The organism is Kribbella sp. NPDC002412, assembly GCF_053592935.1.
This window is the reverse complement of the sequence record NZ_JBSFBL010000002.1, coordinates 148,367-168,370: the sequence shown is the minus strand read 5'-3', so window position 1 is coordinate 168,370 and position 20,004 is coordinate 148,367. Positions and strand designations below refer to the sequence as shown.

At 68.8% G+C, this 20,004-nt stretch carries 18 protein-coding genes; 9 read left to right on the top strand and 9 right to left on the bottom strand.

Going from position 1 to position 20,004, the window contains the following annotated elements:
• Position 1 precedes the first annotated feature (1 nt).
• Positions 2 to 1,159, top strand: a complete 1,158-nt coding sequence (locus ACWCOV_RS02590) for a threonine synthase (protein WP_449827453.1) — start codon at positions 2 to 4, stop codon at positions 1,157 to 1,159.
• Here ACWCOV_RS02590 and ACWCOV_RS02585 read toward each other — a convergent pair.
• Positions 1,131 to 1,481, bottom strand: a complete 351-nt coding sequence (locus ACWCOV_RS02585; protein ID WP_449827452.1) for a hypothetical protein — start codon at positions 1,479 to 1,481, stop codon at positions 1,131 to 1,133. The two genes, ACWCOV_RS02590 and ACWCOV_RS02585, sit on opposite strands and share 29 nt — an antisense overlap.
• 105 nt (positions 1,482 to 1,586) lie before the next feature.
• Positions 1,587 to 3,575 carry an alpha-1,4-glucan--maltose-1-phosphate maltosyltransferase gene (locus tag ACWCOV_RS02580; RefSeq protein WP_449827451.1) on the bottom strand — a complete coding sequence of 663 codons (1,989 nt, stop codon included), beginning with the start codon at positions 3,573 to 3,575 and terminating at the stop codon, positions 1,587 to 1,589.
• Positions 3,576 to 3,812: 237 nt separating this feature from the next.
• Between ACWCOV_RS02580 and glgP the strand changes: the two genes are divergently transcribed.
• Entirely contained in the window at positions 3,813 to 6,410 is a 2,598-nt protein-coding gene (gene glgP, locus ACWCOV_RS02575; RefSeq protein ID WP_449827450.1) for an alpha-glucan family phosphorylase, read from the top strand.
• Between the two features lie 209 nt (positions 6,411 to 6,619).
• Here the strand turns inward: glgP and ACWCOV_RS02570 are convergent, their stop codons facing one another.
• The 7 genes from ACWCOV_RS02570 to glgX all read right to left on the bottom strand — a co-directional run bounded on the left by ACWCOV_RS02570 (position 6,620) and on the right by glgX (position 12,877).
• Positions 6,620 to 7,147, bottom strand: a complete 528-nt coding sequence (locus ACWCOV_RS02570; RefSeq protein WP_449827449.1) for a hypothetical protein — start codon at positions 7,145 to 7,147, stop codon at positions 6,620 to 6,622.
• A 230-nt stretch (positions 7,148 to 7,377) separates the two neighbouring features.
• Positions 7,378 to 8,271, bottom strand: a complete 894-nt coding sequence (locus ACWCOV_RS02565) for a transglutaminase domain-containing protein (RefSeq protein ID WP_449827448.1) — start codon at positions 8,269 to 8,271, stop codon at positions 7,378 to 7,380.
• A 10-nt stretch (positions 8,272 to 8,281) separates the two neighbouring features.
• On the bottom strand, positions 8,282 to 9,094 hold the full coding sequence (locus ACWCOV_RS02560; RefSeq protein WP_449827447.1) for a MerR family transcriptional regulator: 813 nt from the start codon (positions 9,092 to 9,094) through the stop codon (positions 8,282 to 8,284).
• Between the two features lie 41 nt (positions 9,095 to 9,135).
• The gene (locus ACWCOV_RS02555; RefSeq protein WP_449827446.1) at positions 9,136 to 9,522 is read right to left on the bottom strand and encodes a hypothetical protein; all 387 of its coding nucleotides are present in this window, start codon (positions 9,520 to 9,522) and stop codon (positions 9,136 to 9,138) included.
• A complete protein-coding gene (locus ACWCOV_RS02550) occupies positions 9,519 to 9,929 on the bottom strand; it encodes a MarR family winged helix-turn-helix transcriptional regulator (protein ID WP_449827445.1) in 411 nt (136 codons plus the stop codon). The genes ACWCOV_RS02555 and ACWCOV_RS02550 overlap by 4 nt, the downstream gene beginning before the upstream one ends.
• Before the next feature lie 27 nt (positions 9,930 to 9,956).
• Positions 9,957 to 10,727 (bottom strand): SGNH/GDSL hydrolase family protein, encoded by a 771-nt coding sequence (locus ACWCOV_RS02545; RefSeq protein ID WP_449827444.1) that lies wholly within the window; start codon positions 10,725 to 10,727, stop codon positions 9,957 to 9,959.
• 62 nt (positions 10,728 to 10,789) lie between these two features.
• Positions 10,790 to 12,877, bottom strand: coding sequence for a glycogen debranching protein GlgX (gene glgX / locus ACWCOV_RS02540; RefSeq protein WP_449827443.1), 2,088 nt, complete (start codon positions 12,875 to 12,877; stop codon positions 10,790 to 10,792).
• Positions 12,878 to 13,070: 193 nt separating this feature from the next.
• Here glgX and ACWCOV_RS02535 point away from each other — a divergent pair, with 193 nt between their 5' ends.
• From ACWCOV_RS02535 to ACWCOV_RS02505, 7 genes are all read left to right on the top strand, one after another.
• Positions 13,071 to 14,348: an ABC transporter substrate-binding protein gene (locus ACWCOV_RS02535; RefSeq protein WP_449827442.1), complete on the top strand. Its 1,278-nt coding sequence runs from the start codon at positions 13,071 to 13,073 to the stop codon at positions 14,346 to 14,348.
• Positions 14,345 to 15,292 (top strand): carbohydrate ABC transporter permease, encoded by a 948-nt coding sequence (locus tag ACWCOV_RS02530; RefSeq protein ID WP_449827441.1) that lies wholly within the window; start codon positions 14,345 to 14,347, stop codon positions 15,290 to 15,292. The genes ACWCOV_RS02535 and ACWCOV_RS02530 overlap by 4 nt, the downstream gene beginning before the upstream one ends.
• On the top strand, positions 15,285 to 16,115 hold the full coding sequence (locus ACWCOV_RS02525; protein WP_449827440.1) for a carbohydrate ABC transporter permease: 831 nt from the start codon (positions 15,285 to 15,287) through the stop codon (positions 16,113 to 16,115). The genes ACWCOV_RS02530 and ACWCOV_RS02525 overlap by 8 nt, the downstream gene beginning before the upstream one ends.
• Before the next feature lie 8 nt (positions 16,116 to 16,123).
• Positions 16,124 to 17,146 carry a Gfo/Idh/MocA family protein gene (locus ACWCOV_RS02520; protein WP_449827439.1) on the top strand — a complete coding sequence of 341 codons (1,023 nt, stop codon included), beginning with the start codon at positions 16,124 to 16,126 and terminating at the stop codon, positions 17,144 to 17,146.
• Positions 17,143 to 18,180, top strand: a complete 1,038-nt coding sequence (locus tag ACWCOV_RS02515) for a Gfo/Idh/MocA family protein (protein WP_449827438.1) — start codon at positions 17,143 to 17,145, stop codon at positions 18,178 to 18,180. The genes ACWCOV_RS02520 and ACWCOV_RS02515 overlap by 4 nt, the downstream gene beginning before the upstream one ends.
• 88 nt (positions 18,181 to 18,268) lie before the next feature.
• Complete coding sequence (locus tag ACWCOV_RS02510) at positions 18,269 to 19,048, top strand: enoyl-CoA hydratase/isomerase family protein (protein ID WP_449827437.1); 780 nt, start codon at positions 18,269 to 18,271, stop codon at positions 19,046 to 19,048.
• On the top strand, positions 19,048 to 19,995 hold the full coding sequence (locus tag ACWCOV_RS02505) for a class I SAM-dependent methyltransferase (protein WP_449827436.1): 948 nt from the start codon (positions 19,048 to 19,050) through the stop codon (positions 19,993 to 19,995). Before ACWCOV_RS02510 ends, ACWCOV_RS02505 begins: the two co-directional genes overlap by 1 nt.
• The last annotated feature ends 9 nt before the right edge of the window (positions 19,996 to 20,004 follow it).

The window sequence follows — 20,004 nt, the reverse complement described above, 5'->3', positions numbered from 1 at the left end:
TGTGACGTTCTCAGCGCTGAGCCACCTCGAATGCCCGCGATGCGGAACCGTGCACGACGCCGACCAGGTGATCGGGCTGTGCCCGTGCGGATCACCTTTGCTGGCGCGGTACGACGTACCTGCGGTGACGCTGACCAAGGACGAGCTGGCCGCGCGGCCGCCGGATCTGTGGCGGTACCACGAGCTGCTTCCGGTGCGGGCGCCGGAGAACGTGGTGACCCTGGGGGAGGGGATGACGCCGCTGCTGCCGCTGCCGCGGTACGGGCGCGAGGTCGGCGTCGACCGGTTGCTGATGAAGGACGAGGGGCTGATCCCGACCGGCACCTTCAAGGCGCGTGGCGCGGCGGTTGGTGTGTCTCGCGCGTACGAGGTCGGCGTACGGCGGATCGCGATGCCGACCAACGGGAACGCGGGCTCGTCGTGGGCCGCGTACGCCGCTCGCGCGGGGATGGAGGCGTTGATCGCGATGCCGGTCGCGGCTCCCGAGATCTGCCGGCGCGAGGTGAAGGTGGTCGGCGCGCGGCTGCACCTGGTCGACGGGCTGATCGGGGACGCGGCGGCGTACATCCGCGAGCAGGAGGGGTACTTCGACGTCTCGACGCTGAAGGAGCCTTACCGGATCGAGGGCAAGAAGACGATGGGCCTGGAGATCGCCGAGCAGCTCGGCTGGCGGATGCCCGACGTCATCCTGTACCCGACCGGTGGCGGGGTCGGCATCATCGGCATCTGGAAGGCGCTGGTCGAGCTTCGCGAGCTCGGCTGGGTGGACGGGCCGTTGCCGCGGCTGGTCGCCGTACAGTCGACGGGCTGTGCGCCGATCGTCCAAGCCTTCGAGAAAGGTCTGCCCGAGAGCGAGCCGTGGCCGGACGCGCAGACCATTGCCTTTGGCATCACCGTCCCGAAGGCGCTCGGCGATTTCCTCGTCCTGCAAGCGATCGCGGACACCGGCGGCTGTGCCGTTGCCGTCGACGACGAGTCCATCCTGGCCGAGCAGCACCGCCTCGCCCGGCTCGAAGGCGCCTTCATCTGCCCCGAAGGCGCCGCCACCTTCGCCGCCGTACGCCACCTCCGCGCCTCAGGCTGGATCCAGGAGGACGACCAGGTCGTTGCCCTCAACACCGGCACCGGCATCAAGTACCCGGAGACCGTCCCGCTGTGACCTCGTCGTCCGCGGCGCGGTCGCGTTGCACCGACGTCATGACCACCAGCCCGGCGATGATGCCGAGCGGAAACCAGAGCCCGAAAGCCGGCGAGTCGCTGGACCACTCTCCGGGCACCATCAAGATCACGGCGAGTGCCATCGCTCCGGCGGCCGGATAGCGGAGGCGCTCGACGAGGTCTCGCGGGCTGTACCACTGCCACAGCAGCCCGGCCGCGAACCCGGCCAACGCCATCCCGCCTGTCCAGAGCCGCTCCGACTGGCTGATCGCCCGCTCCGCGGTTTCCGGTAGCAGCGCGCTGACCAGCGCGCTGATGGCCACCGGCAGGATCCACCCTGTCCTGCGGCGGGTTTCCGCCGTTACCCGGTCCAGAACCGACATCCTCGCCCCCTTCGTTGTCGGGGCGAGGATCTCACACCAGGTGGATCAGGCCTGGCCGCGGCGGACGGCGAGGATGTGGGCTGGCTCGCCGTTGGGGTCCAGCTTGATGTAGTTCTGCTGGCCCCAGCGCCAGGTGGCGCCGCTGATCTCGTCGTACACGGTGAAGGTGTCCTCGGGGCGCATGCCGAGGGCGGCCATGTCGAGGTGGACCATGGACTCGCGGACCGAGTGCGGGTCGGTGTTCACCACCACGATGACCGTGTCGCTGTGCCCGTCCGGCGCGGTGACCCGCTTGGAGTAGCACATGATCGCGTCGTCCTCGACCGAGTGCAGCGACAGGTTGCGCAGTTGCTGCAGGGCCGGGTGCCGGCGGCGGATGTTGTTCAGCAGGGTCAGGTACGGCGCCAGCGTGCGCCCCTCGGCGGCAGCGGCGTCCCAGTCCCGCGGCCGGAGCTGGAACTTCTCGGTGTCCAGGTACTCCTCCGAGCCCGGCCGCAGCGCGACGTGCTCGAACAGCTCGAAGCCGGCGTACACACCCCAGGTCGGTGACGACGTCGCCGCGATCGCCGCCCGGATCTTGAACGCGCCCGGGCCGCCGTACTGCAGGTAGGCAGTGAGGATGTCCGGCGTGTTGACGAAGAAGTTCGGCCGCAGGTAGTGCGCGGTCTCCTGGGTCAGCTCCTGCAGGTACTCCTCCAGCTCCCACTTCTCGTTGCGCCAGGTGAAGTAGGTGTAGGACTGGTGGAAGCCGACCTTGGCCAGCTCGCGCATCATCGGCCGCCGAGTGAACGCCTCGGACAGGAACACCACGTCCGGGTCGGTCTTGCGGATCTCGCCGAGCAGGTACTCCCAGAAGTTGACCGGCTTGGTGTGCGGGTTGTCGACCCGGAACACCGTCACGCCGTGGGAGATCCACAGCTTCACGATCCGCAGCACCTCGGCGTAGATGCCTTCGGGGTCGTTGTCGAAGTTGATCGGGTAGATGTCCTGGTACTTCTTCGGCGGGTTCTCGGCGTACGCGATCGAGCCGTCGGCGCGGACGCTGAACCACTTCGGGTGGTCCTTCACCCACGGGTGGTCCGGCGAGGCCTGCAGGGCCAGGTCGATAGCGACCTCGAGACCGACCTCGCGGGCCCGGCCGACGAAGTACTCGAAGTCCTCGAAGGTGCCGAGCTCGGGGTGGATCGCGTCGTGGCCGCCCTCCTCGGAGCCGATCGCCCACGGCGAGCCGGGGTCACCCGGCTTGGGGTCGAGGGTGTTGTTCGGGCCCTTGCGGAACGAGTGGCCGATCGGGTGGATCGGCGGCACGTAGAGGATGTCGAAGCCCATCCCGGCGACCGCGTCCAGCCGCTTGGCCGCCGTACGGAAGGTGCCGGACCTCCACTGCCCGGTCTCCTCGTTGTACGTCGCTCCCTCCGACCGCGGGAAGAACTCGTACCAGCTGCCGAACAGCGCGCGCTGCCGGTCGACCCACACCGGGAACGTCTCCGACGAGGTGATCAGCTCACGCACCGGGTAGCGCCCGAGCGCGGCCCGGACCTGCGGCGAGATACCCGCGGCCAGCCGCGCCTCCGGCGGCAACGCGCCGTTGGCCAGGGCCTGCGCGGCGTCGCCCAGCGTGGCCCGGTCGGCGCGTACGGCGGGGGGCACGCCGGCGGCCGCCCGGTCGAAGAACGCGGCTCCCTCGGCGAACATCAGGTCGACGTCCAGACCGGCCGGCACCTTGATCTCGGCGTTGTGCCGCCAGGTCCCGTACGGGTCGCTCCAGCCCTCGACCGCGAACGTCCACGCGCCCTGCTCCTGCAGCGTCACGTCGACGGTCCAGCGGTCGCTGCCCTGGCCGACCGGGGTCATCAGCATCCGTCTGGTCTGCCCACTCGGCGAGGTCAGCACGACGTTCGCGTTCACCGCGTCATGGCCCTCGCGGAAGACCGTTGCCGCGATGGTGAACGTCTCGCCTACCGCTGCCTTGGCCGGATACGCTCCGGCGTCGACGGTCGGGGTGACGTCGGTGATCGGGATGCGCCCAGTCATGGCGTTGACGAACCTTCGCTTTCCGATGTGCGGATTCGGTGGGTGGGTGAGGCGGCGTACCTGAGGAACGTTATCTGCTCCGTACCCAACTCTGTGACATGTAGTGGTCACGGTTCGGTCCACAGCGTGGAACCTGAGTGACCAGCCTTTGAAAAGCGTCTGCAAAATCTTGCTCGCGTTGCAAGATCGATGCATGCCGGACGTGCCGTGCCGGCGCAGGGCTTGTACGGTGTCCCGGTGCGAGCGATACGACGATTCTCCGTCCGCCCTGTCCTGCCCGAGCCGCTGACCGGGCTGGGCACCCTGGTGAACAACCTCCGCTGGGCCTGGCACCCGGAGACGCAGGACGTCTTCGAGGCCGTCGACCCGCAGCTGTGGCGGAGCACCGGCGGTGACCCGGTCAAGCTTCTCGGTGAGGTCCCGGCGGCCCGGCTCGACGAGCTGGCCAACGACAACGCCTTCCTGCGCCGGCTGGAGCTGGCCGTAGCCGACCTGAACGGCTACGTGACCGACGACCGCTGGTTCCAGACCGAAGCCGGCTCCCCGGTCAGCTCGGTGGCCTACTTCTCCCCGGAGTTCGGCATCACCCACGTGCTGCCGCAGTACTCCGGCGGCCTCGGCATCCTGGCCGGTGACCACCTCAAGGCGGCCAGCGACCTCGCCGTGCCGCTGATCGGTGTCGGCCTGCTCTACCGGCACGGGTACTTCGCCCAGTCGCTGAACCGCGAGGGCTGGCAGCAGGAGCGGTACCCGCTGGTGGACCCGGACGGGCTGCCGATCAGCCTGCTCCGCGACGGTGACGCGCCCGCGACCGTCACCCTGACCCTGCCCGGCAACCGGCAGCTGCACGCCCAGATCTGGGTGGCCCAGGTCGGCCGGGTGCCGCTGCTGATGCTCGACTCCGACATGGAGGAGAACGAGCCCGCCGAGCGCGAGGTGACCGACCGGCTGTACGGCGGCACGACCGAGCACCGGCTGCTCCAGGAGCTGCTCCTCGGCGTCGGCGGTGTCCGCGCCGTCCGCACCTTCTGCCGGATCACCGGCCACCCGGCGCCCGAGGTGTTCCACACCAACGAGGGCCACGCCGGCTTCCTCGGCATCGAGCGGATCCGCGAGCTCGCCGCCAACGAGGGCCTCGACTTCGACACCGCGCTCGAGGTGGCCCGCGGCGGCACCGTGTTCACCACCCACACCCCGGTGCCGGCCGGTATCGACCGGTTCCCGGTCGAGCTGATCCAGCAGCACTTCTCGCCGGACGCGTTCGGCGAGGGAGTCCCGGTCGAGCGGATCCTCGAGCTCGGCGCCGAGGACTTCGAGGGCGGCGACTCCGGCGTCTTCAACATGGCGATCATGGGCCTGCGGCTCGCCCAGCGCGCCAACGGCGTGTCCAAGCTGCACGGCGTGGTCAGCCGGGGGATGTTCGCCGGACTGTGGCCGAGCTTCGACGCGTCCGACGTACCGATCACCTCGATCACCAACGGCGTGCACGCGCCGACCTGGGTGGCGCGCGAGATCAACGACCTCACGCTGGCGACCACCGACACCGCGGACACCGACGGGATCTTCGCCGGGCTGGACAAGACCACCGACGCGCAGATCTGGGAGACCAAGCGGCTGCTGCGGCAGCGGTTCATCGACGACACCCGGGCCCGGGTCCGGCAGTCCTGGCTGAACCGCGGCGCCTCCGAGGCCGAGCTCGGCTGGGTCGACTCGATCCTCGACCCCGACGTGCTGACCGTCGGGTTCGCGCGGCGCGTTCCGTCGTACAAGCGGCTGACGCTGATGCTGAGCGACCCGGCCCGGCTGAAGGCGCTGCTGACGCACCCGGAGCGGCCGATCCAGATCGTCATCGCGGGCAAGGCGCACCCGCACGACGAGGGCGGCAAGAAGCTCATCCAGGAGATGGTCCGGTTCGCCGACGACCCGGAGGTCCGGCACCGGATCGTGTTCGTGCCCGACTACGACATCGCGCTGGCCCAGCCGATGTACCCGGGTTGCGACGTCTGGCTGAACAACCCGCTCCGCCCGTACGAGGCGTGCGGCACGTCCGGCATGAAGGCGGCGCTGAACGGCGCCCTGAACCTGTCGATCCGCGACGGGTGGTGGGACGAGTGGTACGACGACGAGTTCGGCTGGGCGATCCCGTCCGCCGAGGGGATCGAGGACACCGACCGGCGTGACGACCTCGAGGCGCACGCGCTGTACGACCTGATCGAGAAGCAGGTCGCGCCGCGCTTCTACGACGGCGACGTGCCGAGCCGCTGGATCGAGATGCTGCGGCATACGATCAAGGAGCTCGGCCCGAAGGTGCTCGCCACCCGGATGGTCCGCGACTACGTCGAGCGGCTGTACGTCCCGTCCGCGCTGTCCTCGCGCTCGCTGAACGCGACGTACGACGGTGCGCGCGAGCTGGCGGCGTGGAAGAAGAAGGTCCGGACCGCCTGGCCGCAGATCCGCGTCGACCACGTGGAGCTGCAGGGCCTGGGCGACGTACCGCAGCTCGGGACGACCGTCGGGATCCGCGCCTTCGCCGCGTTGGGTGACCTGGCGCCGGAGGACATCGACGTCGAGGTGCTGCACGGCCGGGTCGACTCCAACGACGAGATCAAGGACCCGGTCCGGGCCTCGCTCTCGCTCGCGGAGACGTACGACGGCAACCGGCACCGCTACGAAGGCGAGCTGAAGCTGGACCGCACCGGGCCGTTCGGCTACACGGTCCGCGTCGTCCCGAAGCACAAGGGACTGGCAAGCCCAGCCGAACTAGGCCTCGCCGCCGGCCCCTCCGACCCGGAAGACCCCTCCACCCCGGACCTGCCCGCCGGCTCCGAGTTCTAACCCCCAAGGGCCCCGCCTGCCTCACCAGGCGGGGCCTGTTTCTTTCCCACGCACAGCTACGCCCGCTCCTACGTCGCGTGCTCGCGACTGCTGCACTGTGAGGAGCGGGCGGTTCCGCTTGGGCACGCTGGTCGTGCCACTTGGTTGTCCCGGAGCGCCCCGTGGGCGAGGTGCTCCGGGGCGGCCGCCGTACCAGGTGTGCTTGCCTGCTATTTGCTCTTCTTTCGCAACAGCCCCCACGGTTTGAAGACTGACAGGACTACCGCGACCATCAGCAACGTCGGCGAGACGATCGGTGGGTAGATCATGTCGCCGAGTGGGATGCCGACGTCGCCTGCCTCCGCGCGGTCGGCGATCTCCGCCACGCCTGGGCGTAGTGAGACCAGCACCAGCGTGCTCAGAAGCAAGTTGAGGAACAGCTTCACGACGACCCACCAGTACTTCGTCAGGCCGTACTTGCTGCCGACCGCCAGCAGCACCCCGGTCACCAGACACGTCAGCCCGGACACCGTCATCGGCCACACCGTCACCAGTTCCAGCACCCGGAAGCACAGAACCTTCGTGCTCTCGTCATCGGTGCCGAGGGCGGTGAAGGTCAGGACTGCCATCACCACGTCGATGCCCAGCCATGACCCGACAGACGCGATGTGCAGCACCAGCACGGCCTTTCGGGTCCTGCCGCCCAATCGCCACGGCTGCATCGCCGCAGTCGAGCCCTGCAACGTCGCGCTACTCATCTCCCTCTCCCGTCAGCTCGGATCACTTACCTAGATCCTGAGCGACAGGGCCCACACCGCGCGTCGGCTCGGCGGAGGCATCCGGCGTACGACAGACGACGTACTGCCACCGAGGTGCAGGTCATCAGGCGTGGGCTTGAACACCTACTGGGGTGACCGAACAGGTCACAACCTGTCTCCGGTCCCCAGAAGGTGGTCACTCCCGACCGTCGTCCCAGCGGCCCCCGGACCTACGCCGCTGGGCGTACCAGGTCGACCCACGCGTGTGGGGCGCCGGTGGGGGAGGTGATGTAGGAGCGGCCGGTGGGGCGCAGGTCCGGGTCGGCTTGGTAGCGCTCGGCCAACTCCTTGGTGGCGGATTCGTCCCCGTTGTCGGAGGCAATCAAGAGGGTGGCGATCTGGTCGGTGAGGGCGACGTCGGCGCCGTCGAGTGTGTCGGTCATCGTGCCCCAGTTGTCCCAGAGCAGGAGCTCGTCGCCTTGCAGGTGGGCCAGTTGGTAGTGGACGTAGTTGCGGACGAACCAGCCGCCGCCGATGGGCGATTCCGGGCCGATGCCGAACAGCGAGTCGTCGAGGTCGCCGGAGCGCACCCCGAGCCACACCTCCGCGGCGGACAGGAACGGCCCGCGTGGCTCCTTCAGGAACGGGCCGCGCGGCATGTCCTGCAGGTCGAACGTGTGGTCGCCGGCCGGGTCGAGCTGGGCGTCGATCATCACCCAGCGGTCGCCGTTCCAGTACTCGGCCACGACGTGGTCGTGGTGGTAGCCGTCGCGGAAGTAGTCCCCGAACCCGATGCGGCTGCGGGCCGGAATCCCCTTGTGCCGAAGGGCCGACACGGTCAGCAGGGTGAAGTCGCGGCAGCAGCCGACGATCCGGTCGAACGGCTCGCGCGGCTCGGCGAGCGCGGTGCCGTTGCGCTTCTGGTCGGTGGTCAGCATCGACGAGACCCACCGGTGGTCGATCTCGGCGAGCCGCTCGCCGGTGAACTCGATCCCGCTGCCGCGGTAGTGGATCACCAGGTTGCGGACCACCGCGGCGATCCCGGCGACGTCGTCCGGCAAAGCGTCGTACAGGTGCGCGTGCGCACCCGGGTCGCTGTACGAGGTCTGTACGGCGTAGTCCATCAAAGCTCCCTCAGAGAATGGGCTGGGCGATGTCGACGGCCGGCTGGTCGCGCGGAATCAGGTGGCAGTCGGGCCGGTACACCTCACGCGGCGGACCGGCGGTCGCGGCCCGCGACGTACGGACCCAGTCGGTGACCAGGTCGTAGGCGAGCATGATCCGCGGGTACGCGCACTCGTCCATGGTGATCGTGCAGTACGCCTCCCGATGGGCCGGCTCGACCCGGATCGCGATCGACCCGGACGGATCCACGAGCCCCTCGAACGGCACGCACACCTCGACGGTCGCCTCGGCCTCCGGTGTCACCGCGCCGTGGTAGATCACCCACGACCCGCCGGTCAGCGTCGCGCCGGCGTCGGTGAGGTACCGGCGGATGGTGTCGGTCGAGGTGACGATCACGCCGATCAGCGACTGCTGGTCGGTGTCGTCCCGGATTGTCGCGATCTTCGTCTCCGGTACGGCGCGGGTCAGCACCGGCCGGGGTGACAGACCGGGCGAACCCGACCGCGCGAGACGATCCCGGATGTACTCGAGCGTGGCGCGCCGGGCTGCGGTGGTCGCCTCCTCGGCCGCCCACCAGCGGTCCAGGCGGATCAGGCCTTCCTCGTCCGATCCCGCGAGTACTTCGGCGATCGTGGTGAGCGGCATGTCGAGCTGCCGCAGCACGCTGATCCGGCGTGCCCGCTCGAGCTGCTCCACGCTGTACAGCCGATACCCGTTGGACGGGTCGACCTGCGCGGGTGGCAGCAGCCCGGACACGTCGTACAACCGCAGGGCCTTGTGAGACAGCCCGGTACGGCGCCCGAACTCGCTGATCGTCAACACGCGCCCATCAAACCCCCTGCCCCAGGGGCAAAGTAAAGAAATCAGGTGGGGAATGCGTGCAAGTCCGGCTCGACCCAGCCGCGGCGTGCGGCGGGTGAGGCCAGGGTGCGGGAGTGGTAGAAGCGGGTCAGTAGGCGTTTGTCCAGCAGACCGGGGTTGCGGGTCAACAGTTGGTCGAAGGACTCGCCCGGGGCTTCGGCCATGTGGTAGGCCGTCAGTTCGACCCAAGCGCGGCTCACTGTGGCGTTGTACTTCTGCGGCACCCCGGCATACCGCGCCGTCTGCTGGATCCCATCGCTGATCAGCGCGACCGCAGCCGCGGTCCCACACCGCCGTACGGCGAGCCACGTCAGCTGCACGTGCTCCCGGTGACCGAAGCGCTCCGCGCCGGCCATCACTTCACCCATCAACTCGTCGAACTCGCTCATACCGCCCCCAATGCCGTCAGCACCCGCCGTGCCTGTTTCACCGAACCGGTCGCGACCCCAGCCAGCGCCCGTTCCTCCAACTCCGCGAAGGCCTGCTGCACCCGCCCCGCGCTCTCCACACCGACCGAGGTCAGCGAGATCTCCACCGCCCGCCGGTCACCCGGCCGCGGCGCTCGCTGGATGTGCCCCTTCTGCTCCAGCCGATCCAGTACGCCGGTCAGCGTCGTCGGCCGCACTCCGGCAGCAGCGCCCAGCTCCGTCACGGTCCGCCCGCGACCGTCGGCCAGGTTCGCCAGCACGTTCACCTCGGAAGCCGTCAGTCCCAGGTCCGCCAGCTCCGTCCCCAGCACCTGCAGCGTCACGTGCGTGGCCCGCTGCAGCAACACCAGCAACAACGCATCTTCCACGGATCCAGATTATCCGGATCCGTAGTATTAGCCAAGTGTGTTCGCGGGCAGGGCAGCGAGCAGGGCGTCGGCGTGCCGGCGGTAGCCGAGGTTGTTGGGGTGGAAGCTGTCCGCGGCCAGCAGGCCGCGCCACGGCGGACGCGCGTGCCGGGAGACCTCGGCAACGCGCAGGCCGCGCCCGGTGGCGGTGGTGCTGATGAACTGGTTGATCCCGGTGACGTACGGGCTGCACACCCCGCCGACCCGCCAGAACCGGTCCGGCACCGTCAGGTCCATCACCACCGACGACGACGGCAGCCGGTCGATCACCGAGCGCAGATGCGTCCGGAACCGCCGCGGCGGCGTGGCGAGGATGTCGTTGTTCCCGATCCCACAGGTGACCAGATCGGCGCGCAGCCCTTCGATCAGCGGGAGCTGGTCATCCAGCACGTGCCGAGTCTGCGCACCCGATCGCGACAGGTTGACCACGCGCCACGGACTGCCCGTCCGGCGCAGTGCGTTGAGCACCTGCCCGACGTACCCGTGCAGTGGCGACGACGCGCCGAGCCCCTGTGCGGTCGAGTCGCCGAGCACGACCCACAGCGGCCCGTCGGCTGCGAGGGCCTGCTCGTTCTGCCGCCGCCAGAAGTCCGCGTAGGTCCGCGCCTGCACGTCGAGCAGCGCCACCCCGTCGACCCACTTCTGAAAGGCGTAGCGCGAGCTCGTCCGCTCGGCCTCGCCCCACCGAGTCACGGCTCGATGCAGCACGCCGATCGGCGTCGTCCGTTCGCGAACCGGCCCACGACGCAGCAAAAACATCGGTCCCCCCAGACGTGAACAGAAGGTGACCAACGAATGTACTGGAGGAAGGTTAACGACCCTCAGAGCGCGCGCAGCAGCACCAGGCAGCGAGGGGCCAGGGGGACGGTGGCGCCGGCTTCCACCTCGGTCACCATCGAGTTGCTGGTGTCGAGGACGACCTCGTACGCCGGGGCCCAGGAAGCATCCGGCACGACGACCTGCCGGGTCTCGGGGGTCGCGTTCAGGGCGAGGAGGAACGAGTTGTCGGTCAGCGCGTTGCCTGCGGCGTCGGTGGCGCGGAGGGCGTCGCCGGCCAGGAACATCCCGATCGTCCGGAGGTTGCCGTCGTACCAGTCGGCCTCGGTCATCTCGCCGCCGTGCGGTGCGATCCAGGACAGGTCCTTGCGGCCGCCGCCCTCCATCACCGGCTGCCCGGAGAAGTAGTGCCATTGCCGCAGCACCGGATGCGCCGCCCGCAACGCGATCAGCTTCTTCGTCAGCTCGAGGTGGTCGGACCAGGTCTCAGGCAAGGACCAGTCGAACCAGGAGAGCTCGTTGTCCTGGCAGTACGCGTTGTTGTTGCCGTGCTGCGTCCGCCCGCACTCGTCACCGGCGGTCAGCATCGGCACGCCGGTCGACAGGATCAGCGTGGACATCAGGTTCGCCATCTGCCGCTTGCGCAACGCGATCACGGCCCGGTCCGCGGTCTCGCCCTCGACCCCGCAGTTCCAGGACCGGTTGTCGTCGGTGCCGTCCCGGTTGTCCTCGTGGTTGGCCTCGTTGTGCTTGTGGTCGTAGCTGACCAGGTCGCGCAGGGTGAAGCCGTCGTGGGCGGTGATGAAGTTGATCGACGCGTACGGGTAGCGCCCGTCGTCGCCGTACAGGTCGCTGGATCCGGACAGCCGGTACGCGAGGTCCTTGACGCCGTCGGAAGTGTTCCGCCAGACGTCGCGCACGCTGTCGCGGAACTTGCCGTTCCACTCCGACCACGGCGTGCCGAAGTTGCCGACCTGGTAGCCGAACGGGCCGATGTCCCAAGGCTCGGAGATCAGCTTGACCCGGCCGAGCACCGGATCCGCCGCGACCTCGGCCAGAAAGGGATGGTCGACAGTGTCCACCTCGTGCCGCTCGTTGCGGATCAGCGTCACCGCCAGGTCGAACCGGAACCCGTCGACGCCCATCTCCTCGACCCAGTACCGCAGCGAGTCCATCATCAGCCGCCGGACCTGCGGGTGCGAGGTGTCGACCGAGTTGCCGGTGCCGGTGACGTCGTACATCGTCCCGCCGTGCCCGAGCCGGTAGTACGCCCGGTTGTCGATCCCGCGGAAGCTCAGCGTCGGCCCGTCGAAACCGCCCTCGGCGGTGTGGTTGTAGACCACGTCGAGGATCACTTCGATGCCGGCGGCATGGAACGCGGCCACCATCGCCTTGAACTCCGCGACCTGCTCACCGCGGGTTCCGGACGACGAGTACGGCGCGTGCGGCGCGAAGTACCCGAGGCTGTTGTACCCCCAGTAGTTCGGCAGCCCGCGGGCCGCGATCGCCGGCTCGGTGAGGAAGTGGTGGATCGGCAGCAACTCGACCGACGTGACCCCGAGGTCGGTGAGGTACGCGATCACGGACGGATGCGCGAGCCCGGCGTACGTGCCGCGCTGGTGCTCGGGTACGTCGGGGTGCAGCTTCGTGAACCCCTTGGTGTGCAGCTCGTAGATGACCGTCTCGCCCCAGTGCACCGGTCGGCTGATCGGCGGCGGCGGCTCCGACCCGGCAACGACCACGCCGACCGGGACGTGGCCGGCCGAGTCGCCGTCGGAGGAGTCGTAGATCAGCGGACTGGAGTAGTCGAGCGATCCGTCGATGGCCCGCGCGTACGGGTCGAGCAGCAGCTTGGACGGGTTGAACCGCAGCCCGTGGGACGGGTCGAACGGACCGTGCACCCGGTAGCCGTACCGTTGCCCATGGCCCACTCCGGGCACGAAGCCGGTCCAGAACTCACCGGTATGGGCCAGATCCAGGTTCCGCTGGCTGCCGTCGTCGGCGATCAGCGCCAGCTCGACGCGCTCGGCGGCGGGGGCCCACAGGGTGAAGGTCGTGCCATCGGTCTGGACCACTGCCCCCAGCTGGAGCCCGGTGTCGAGAGCACTCGGGGCGGCGGTCGCTTCGGTCACCGGCACATTCTGCACAAGACCTCTCAAACCGTCGCGGGTGCGGGGTGAGTTATCGATAACAATGTTGGTTGTGCTCATGAGAGGGTAGTTGCGAACGACTCTGCGCAATGATACAAACGCAAGAACCGTTACTAAGTTACCTGACGAAACCCTCTGCAGGTGATTCGGTGGCCGGCCCCCACTCCTGGCCGGCGTGCTGGCCGCCGCCGTACTGGCCACCTCGTTGGCCGCCTGTGGAGACAACGGAGGATCCGGTGCCGGATCCGACGCGAAGGTCCCCGACGACCCGGCGCAGGTGCAGGGCGACATCACCTACGCGATCTGGGACGTCAACCAGCAGCCCGCGATGCAGGAGATCGTCAAGGCGTTCAACCAGAAGTACCCGAACGTCAAGGTCTCGATCTCGCTGGCCACCTTCGACCAGTACTTCACCAAGCTGAAGACGCAGGGCTCCTCGGACAACCTGCCGGACGTGTTCTGGATGAACGGCCCGAACTTCCAGCTGTTCGCCGCGAACAAGCAGCTCGCGACCCTGGAGGGCCTCACCGAGGCGAAGCAGGTCGACCCGGCCAACTACCCGAAGGCGCTGAACGAGCTGTACTCGCTGGACGGCAAGCAGTACGGCATTCCGAAGGACTTCGACACGATCGCGCTGTGGTACAACAAGCGCCTGTTCACCGAGGCCAAGGTGGCGCCGCCGACCGCGGACTGGACCTGGGACGACTACAAGGCCGCCGCGGTCAAGCTGAAGGCCGCGCTCGGCCCGAAGAACATCTGGGCCACCGGTGACACCCTCGGCACCCAGGCCGACTTCTACCCGGCGATGCTCAGCAACGGCGGCTACGTGGTCAAGGACGGCAAGTCCGGGTACGGCGACCCGAAGTCGGTCGAGGCGCTGCAGTTCTGGTCCGACATGGTGAAGAACGGCTACACCCCGACCGCGGCGCAGAACGCCGAGACCAAGAGCCAGGACCGGTTCTTCGACGGCAAGGCCGCGATGATGTGGAACGGCAACTGGGTGGTGTCGGCGGCGCTGAAGTCGCCGTACAAGAACGACTTCACCGTGGTGCCGATCCCGAAGGCGCCGAACGGCGAGCGCAAGACCGTGATCCACGGCATCGGCAACGTGATGAGCGCGAAGACCAAGAACCCGCAGGCCGCGGCCGCGTTCCTGGCCTTCCTCGGCACCAAGGACGCCGCGCTGATCCAGGCCAAGCTCGGGGCGGCCAACCCGGCCTTCACCGGCACCCAGACCGACTTCGTGAACTCGGCGCCGCAGTACAACCTGAAGACCTACATCGAGGCGGCCGAGCAGTACTCCGAGCCGTACCCGGTGTCGAAGGACACCGCGGTCTGGAACAACCTCGAGATCAACGAGCTCACCCCGGCGATCGGCGGTGACAAACCGATCGCGGACGTCGCCAAGGACGTCGCGACCAAGATGGACGAGGCGCTGGGCAAAGAGCAGTGAGCTCGGCGACCACAACGCAGCGCCGGCCCGGGACCGAGCGTCCCGGGCCGGCGGTGAGCCCGCGGCGGCGCCGGCCGGGTGACGGCGGCTGGCCCTGGGTGTTCGTGCTGCCGACGTTCCTCGGCGTCCTGGTCTTCTACCTGTGGCCGCTGGTCAAGACGCTGTACGACAGCTTCACCGAGACCGGCCCGTTCGGCGGCAGCACCTGGGTCGGCGCGGAGAACTACAGCACTCTGGTCGGGGACGGCGAGGTCTACCGGGCGATCCTGAACACCGTCGTCTACACCGGGATCGTGCTGCTCGGCATCCCGCTCGCGGTGCTGTTCGCCAGCTTGCTGAACCGTCCCGGCCTGCGCGGCGCGATGGTCTACCGGACGCTGTTCTTCCTGCCGTACGTCGCGATGCCGACCGCGATCTCGCTGGTCTGGCGGCTGATCTACAACAAGGACTACGGCGTCCTGAACCAGGCGCTCGGCGTGATCGGGATCGACGGGCCGTCGTGGATCACCGAGCCGTGGTTCGCGCTCGTGGCGGTGGCGCTGCTCGGCCTGTGGCTGTCGATCGGGTTCAACATGATCGTGCTGTCGGCCGGCCTGAAGGGCATCCCGGGCGAGCTGTACGAGGCGGCGTCGCTCGACGGCGCCGGCTCGGTGCAGCAGTTCCGCTCGATCACCGTGCCGCTGCTGACGCCGTCGATCTTCTTCCTGTCCGTGATCACCACGATCGCCGGGTTCCAGCTGTTCGACCAGCTGTACGCGCTGCTCGGCCCGACGAACCCGGTGATGCCGAAGACGCAGTCGCTGGTCTTCCTGTTCTACGACGCCGCGTTCGTCGACAACGAGCGCGGGTACGGCGCGGCCATCGCGGTCCTGATCCTCGCGATCGTCGGCCTGCTGACCGTCGTCCAGTTCCGTCTGCAGCGCCGGTGGGTGAACTATGACTAAGAACGCTCGAGTGGGAAGCAACCGGGTCGCGCACGTGGTGCTCGCGCTGGGCAGCCTGGTGATGATGTTCCCGTTCCTGTGGCAGCTCAAGATGGCGGTCTCGACGCAGGCCGAGATCCAGGCGATCCCGCCGGACCTGCTGCCGAAGGGCCTGGAGTGGCGCAACTTCACCGAGGTGTTCCAGCGGCTGCCGTTCCTGGACCAGTTCTGGGTGTCGGTGGCGGTCACCGTCGGCCGCACGGCCGGGCAGCTGGTGCTGTGCTCGATGGCCGGCTACGCGTTCGCCCGGATGCGGTTCCCGGGCAAGGGCGTGCTGCTGGCGCTGATCCTGTCCATCCTGATGGTGCCCAGCCAGGTCTACCTGATCCCGCAGTACCAGATCATCCAGCAGCTCGGCTGGCTGAACTCCATCCACGGCATCGTTGCCCCCGGCATCTTCAGTGCGTTCGGCACGTTCCTGATGATGCAGTTCTTCCGCTCGATCCCGGCCGAGCTCGAGGAGGCCGCCCGGCTGGACGGCTGCAACCCGTGGCAGACCTTCTGGAGGGTCGTGCTGCCGGTCGCCAAGCCGGGCCTGATCTCGCTGGCGATCATCACCGTGCTGACCTCGTGGGCGGACCTGCTCTGGCCGCTGGTGGTCACCTCCTCGCCCGAGGAGATGCCGCTCGCGGTCGGCCTGGCCACGCTCAGCGGCTACCAAGGCAGTATTTCGCCTGGTGTGATGATGGCAGCGGCGCTGATGGCGATGGCACCTGTCCTGATCATCTTCGTCCTCCTGCAGCGTCGCGTGGTCGAAGGCATCGCATTCTCCGGACTCAAGTAAGGGACCTCATGTCGGAACAGTTGGCCGATCTGACCGTCGGCCTGATCGGCGCGGGCAACATCGCGCACGTGCACGTGTCGGCCTGGAAGGCACTCGGCGCACGCGTCCTGGTGTACTCCGAGGCCGGTGCGGCCGAGCTCGCCGAGCAGTACGGGCTGGAGGTCGCGCCGTCGCTGGACAGCGTGCTGCAGCAGGTCGAGTTCGTCGACATCGTGACACCGTCGCCGACGCACAAGGAGATCGCGCTGGCCGCGATCAAGGCCGGCCGGAACGTGATCTGCGAGAAGCCGCTGACCCTGACCGCGGCTGACTCGCACGAGGTGATCGCGGCCGCTGCCGCGGCCGGCGTGAAGGTCTACCCGGCCCACGTCGTGCGGTACTTCCCGGCCTACAGCGCGGCGTACGACGCGGTCCGCGCCGGCCGGATCGGTGCCGTCGCGGTGGCCCGGTTCTTCCGCCAGGCGTCGTCGCCGGCCGGTGCGGGCTGGTACCGCGACGTGGCCCGCTCCGGCGGCGTGATCATGGACCTGATGGTCCACGACCTCGACCAGGCCCGTTGGCTGTGCGGCGAGGTCACCAGCGTGTACGCCGTACAGAACCCGCCGACCGTGGACGGGATCAGCCCGGTCAACGTGGCCGCGCACGTCACCCTCACCCACGAGAGCGGTTCGATCAGCCACTGCCGTGCGACCTGGGGTGCGACCGGGACCAAGTTCCAGTCCGGGTTCCAGGTGGCGGGCTCGACCGGCGTACTGAAGTACACGTCCGAGGCCGACTCCGGCTACGCCGAGGAACTGCAGGACGGCGCCATCGGTGGCGACCTGCTGATCCCGGCGTCGACGCTGGGGGAGAGCCCGTACCTGACACAGCTTCGCGAGCTCGCTGTGGGGCTGCGCGGCGGACCGGAGCCTCGCGTGCTGGCCTCTGACGGCGCGACCGCGGTCTACCTGGCCGAGGCGGCCCGCTCGTCCATGGCGACCGGCCGCACCATCGACATGACAACCTTCGACCCCTCGGGAGCAGTGGCATGAAGGTCGCTATCGCCTCGTTCGCGCACACGCACGCCTCGTCGTACGCGTCCTTGCTCGGTGCGATGCCGGACGTCGACGTACTGACGGCCGACCCGGACGGCGCGTCCGCACCGGACGCCGGACCGCGTGGCGCGGAGTTCGCCGAGAAGCACGGAGTCGCGTACGTCGACTCGTACGACGAACTGTTCGCCTGGGGCCCCGATGCCGTCGTGGTGACCAGCGAGAACGCCTACCACCGCGAGCTGGTCGAGCGCGCCGCGGCCGTCGGCGCGCACGTGCTCTGCGAGAAGCCACTGGCCACTGAGGTCGCCGACGGTGAGGCGATGCTGGCCGCGTGCTCCGAGGCCGGGGTGATCCTGATGATCGCGTACCCGGTCCGCTTCGCGCCGTCGTACCTGCGGCTGCGTGCCTCGGTCGAGGCCGGGCTGCTCGGCGACGTGTTCGCCGTACTGGGGACGAACAACGGGAAGATCCCGTATGACCAGCGGCAGTGGTTCACCGACGCCGAGCTGGCCGGTGGGGGAGCGCTGGTCGACCACACCGTGCACTGTGCGGACCTGATCGACGGGCTGACCGGTGGTGCGTCCGCCACCCGGGTCTACGCGGCCGCGAACCACGTCCTGCACCAGGACAAGGGCGTCAAGGTGGAGACGGGTGGTCTGGTCACGATCACCTACGACAACGGGCTCCTGGCAACGATCGACTGCTCCTGGAGCGTGCCGGACAACGGTCCGACCTGGGGTGGTGTGTCGTTGCAGGTGACCGGGACCAACGGGTCGGTGGAGATCGAGCCGTTCCTCCCGCACGTCGGCGGGACGGACGCGTCGGGTGAGGTGTTCCTGCCGATCGGCACCAACCTGGACGAGTCGATGCTGCATACGTTCCTGCACGCGGTCCGCGAGTCGGGCCCGGCGGTGCGGGGTGCGACGCCGGCCGTCGTACCGCAGCCCGACGGCGCGGTCGGCCTGCGGACACTGCGGATCGTCGACGCCGCGCGGCGGTCCGCGGTCTCGGGTCAACCGGTCGATCTGTAGCCTCCCCGCAGTACAAGTGCGCGCGGTGGTCCGGTACGGTTCCGGGGATGTGACCGGCGGGTAGGACCTGGATGTTAGGAGCGAGACGATGGGCGAGTTCGTCAACCTCACCGTCAGTGACGGTGTCGGCACGATCCGGCTGGACCGGCCGAAGATGAACGCGCTGAACGTCCAGGTCCAGGAGGAGATCCGGGCCGCGGCGCTGGAGGCCACGGCGTCCGACGAGGTACGCGCGGTGGTGATCTACGGCGGCGAACGGGTGTTCGCGGCCGGCGCGGACATCAAGGAGATGGCCGACATGTCGTACGCCGACATGGTCAAGCGCTCCGGTCCGCTGCAGTCCTCGCTGTCCGCGGTCGCCGCCATCCCGAAGCCGACGGTCGCGGCCATCACCGGGTACGCCCTCGGTGGTGGCTGCGAGCTGGCGCTGTGCGCGGACTACCGGATCGCCGCCGAGGATGCCAAGCTCGGCCAGCCGGAGATCCTGCTCGGCATCATCCCCGGCGCCGGCGGCACGCAGCGGCTGTCCCGGCTGGTCGGCCCGTCCAAGGCCAAGGACCTGATCTACACCGGCCGGTTCGTGGACGCCGCCGAGTCGCTGGCGATCGGCCTGGTCGACAAGGTCGTCCCGGCGGCCGAGGTGTACGACGCGGCGGTCGCGTGGGCGTCGCAGTTCGCCAACGGCGCCGCGCTGGCGCTGCGGGCCGCCAAGGAGGCGATCGACGCCGGGCTCGGGGTCGACCTGCACACCGGGCTGGAGATCGAGCGGCAGCAGTTCGCCGCGCTGTTCGGCACCGAGGACCGCTCCATCGGGATGAAGTCCTTCGTCGAGAACGGCCCGGGCAAGGCCGAGTTCAAGGGAATCTGATGACCACCTCCGCTGAGAAGCCCGCCGCCACCGCCGAAGAGGTGGAGGCGGCCTGGAACGACAACAAGCTCGCCCAGGTGCTCTACCACGACTGGGAGGCGTCGACGTACGACGAGAAGTGGTCGATCTCGTACGACGAACGCTGCGTCAGCTACGCCCGCGACCGCTTCGTCGCGATCGCCGGACCGGACGGCTGGCCGTACGGCAAGACGCTCGAGATCGGCGCCGGCACCGGCTTCTTCACGCTGAACCTCAAGCTGGCCGGCGTCCTGGACGAGGCGCACGTGACCGACCTGTCGCCGGGCATGGTCGAGGCGGCCAAGAAGAACGCGAAGACGCTCGGGTTCGCGATCGAGGGCAAGGTCGCCGACGCCGAGAAGCTGCCGTACGACGACGACACCTTCGACCTGGTCATCGGGCACGCGGTCATCCACCACATCCCGGACGTCGAGCTCGCCTTCCGCGAGATGCTGCGCGTACTCAAGCCGGGCGGCCGGTTCGTCATCTGCGGCGAACCCACCCGGTACGGCGACTACGTGGCCCGGCGGTTGTCGCGCTTCACCTGGTGGGCGACCACGAACCTGACCAAGCTGCCGGCCCTGGCCGAGTGGCGCCGGCCGCAGTCGGAGCTCGACGAGTCCTCTCGGGCCGCCGCGCTGGAGGCAGTGGTCGACCTGCACACGTTCGACCCGGACACGCTGGCCCGGATGGCGTCCCGTGCGGGCGCTGCCGACGTACGAACGGTCACCGAGGAGCTGCTGGCGGCATGGGTCGGGTGGCCGATCCGGACGTTCGAGGCCGCCGTACCGGAGCAGAAGCTCGGGTTCGGGTGGCGGATGTTCGCGTACAAGTCGTGGCTGCAGCTGTCGAAGGTGGACAAGGCGCTGTCGGCGGTCGTGCCTGACGAGCTGTACTACAACGTCTCGATCACTGGACGCGCGCAGTAGGGTGACTGG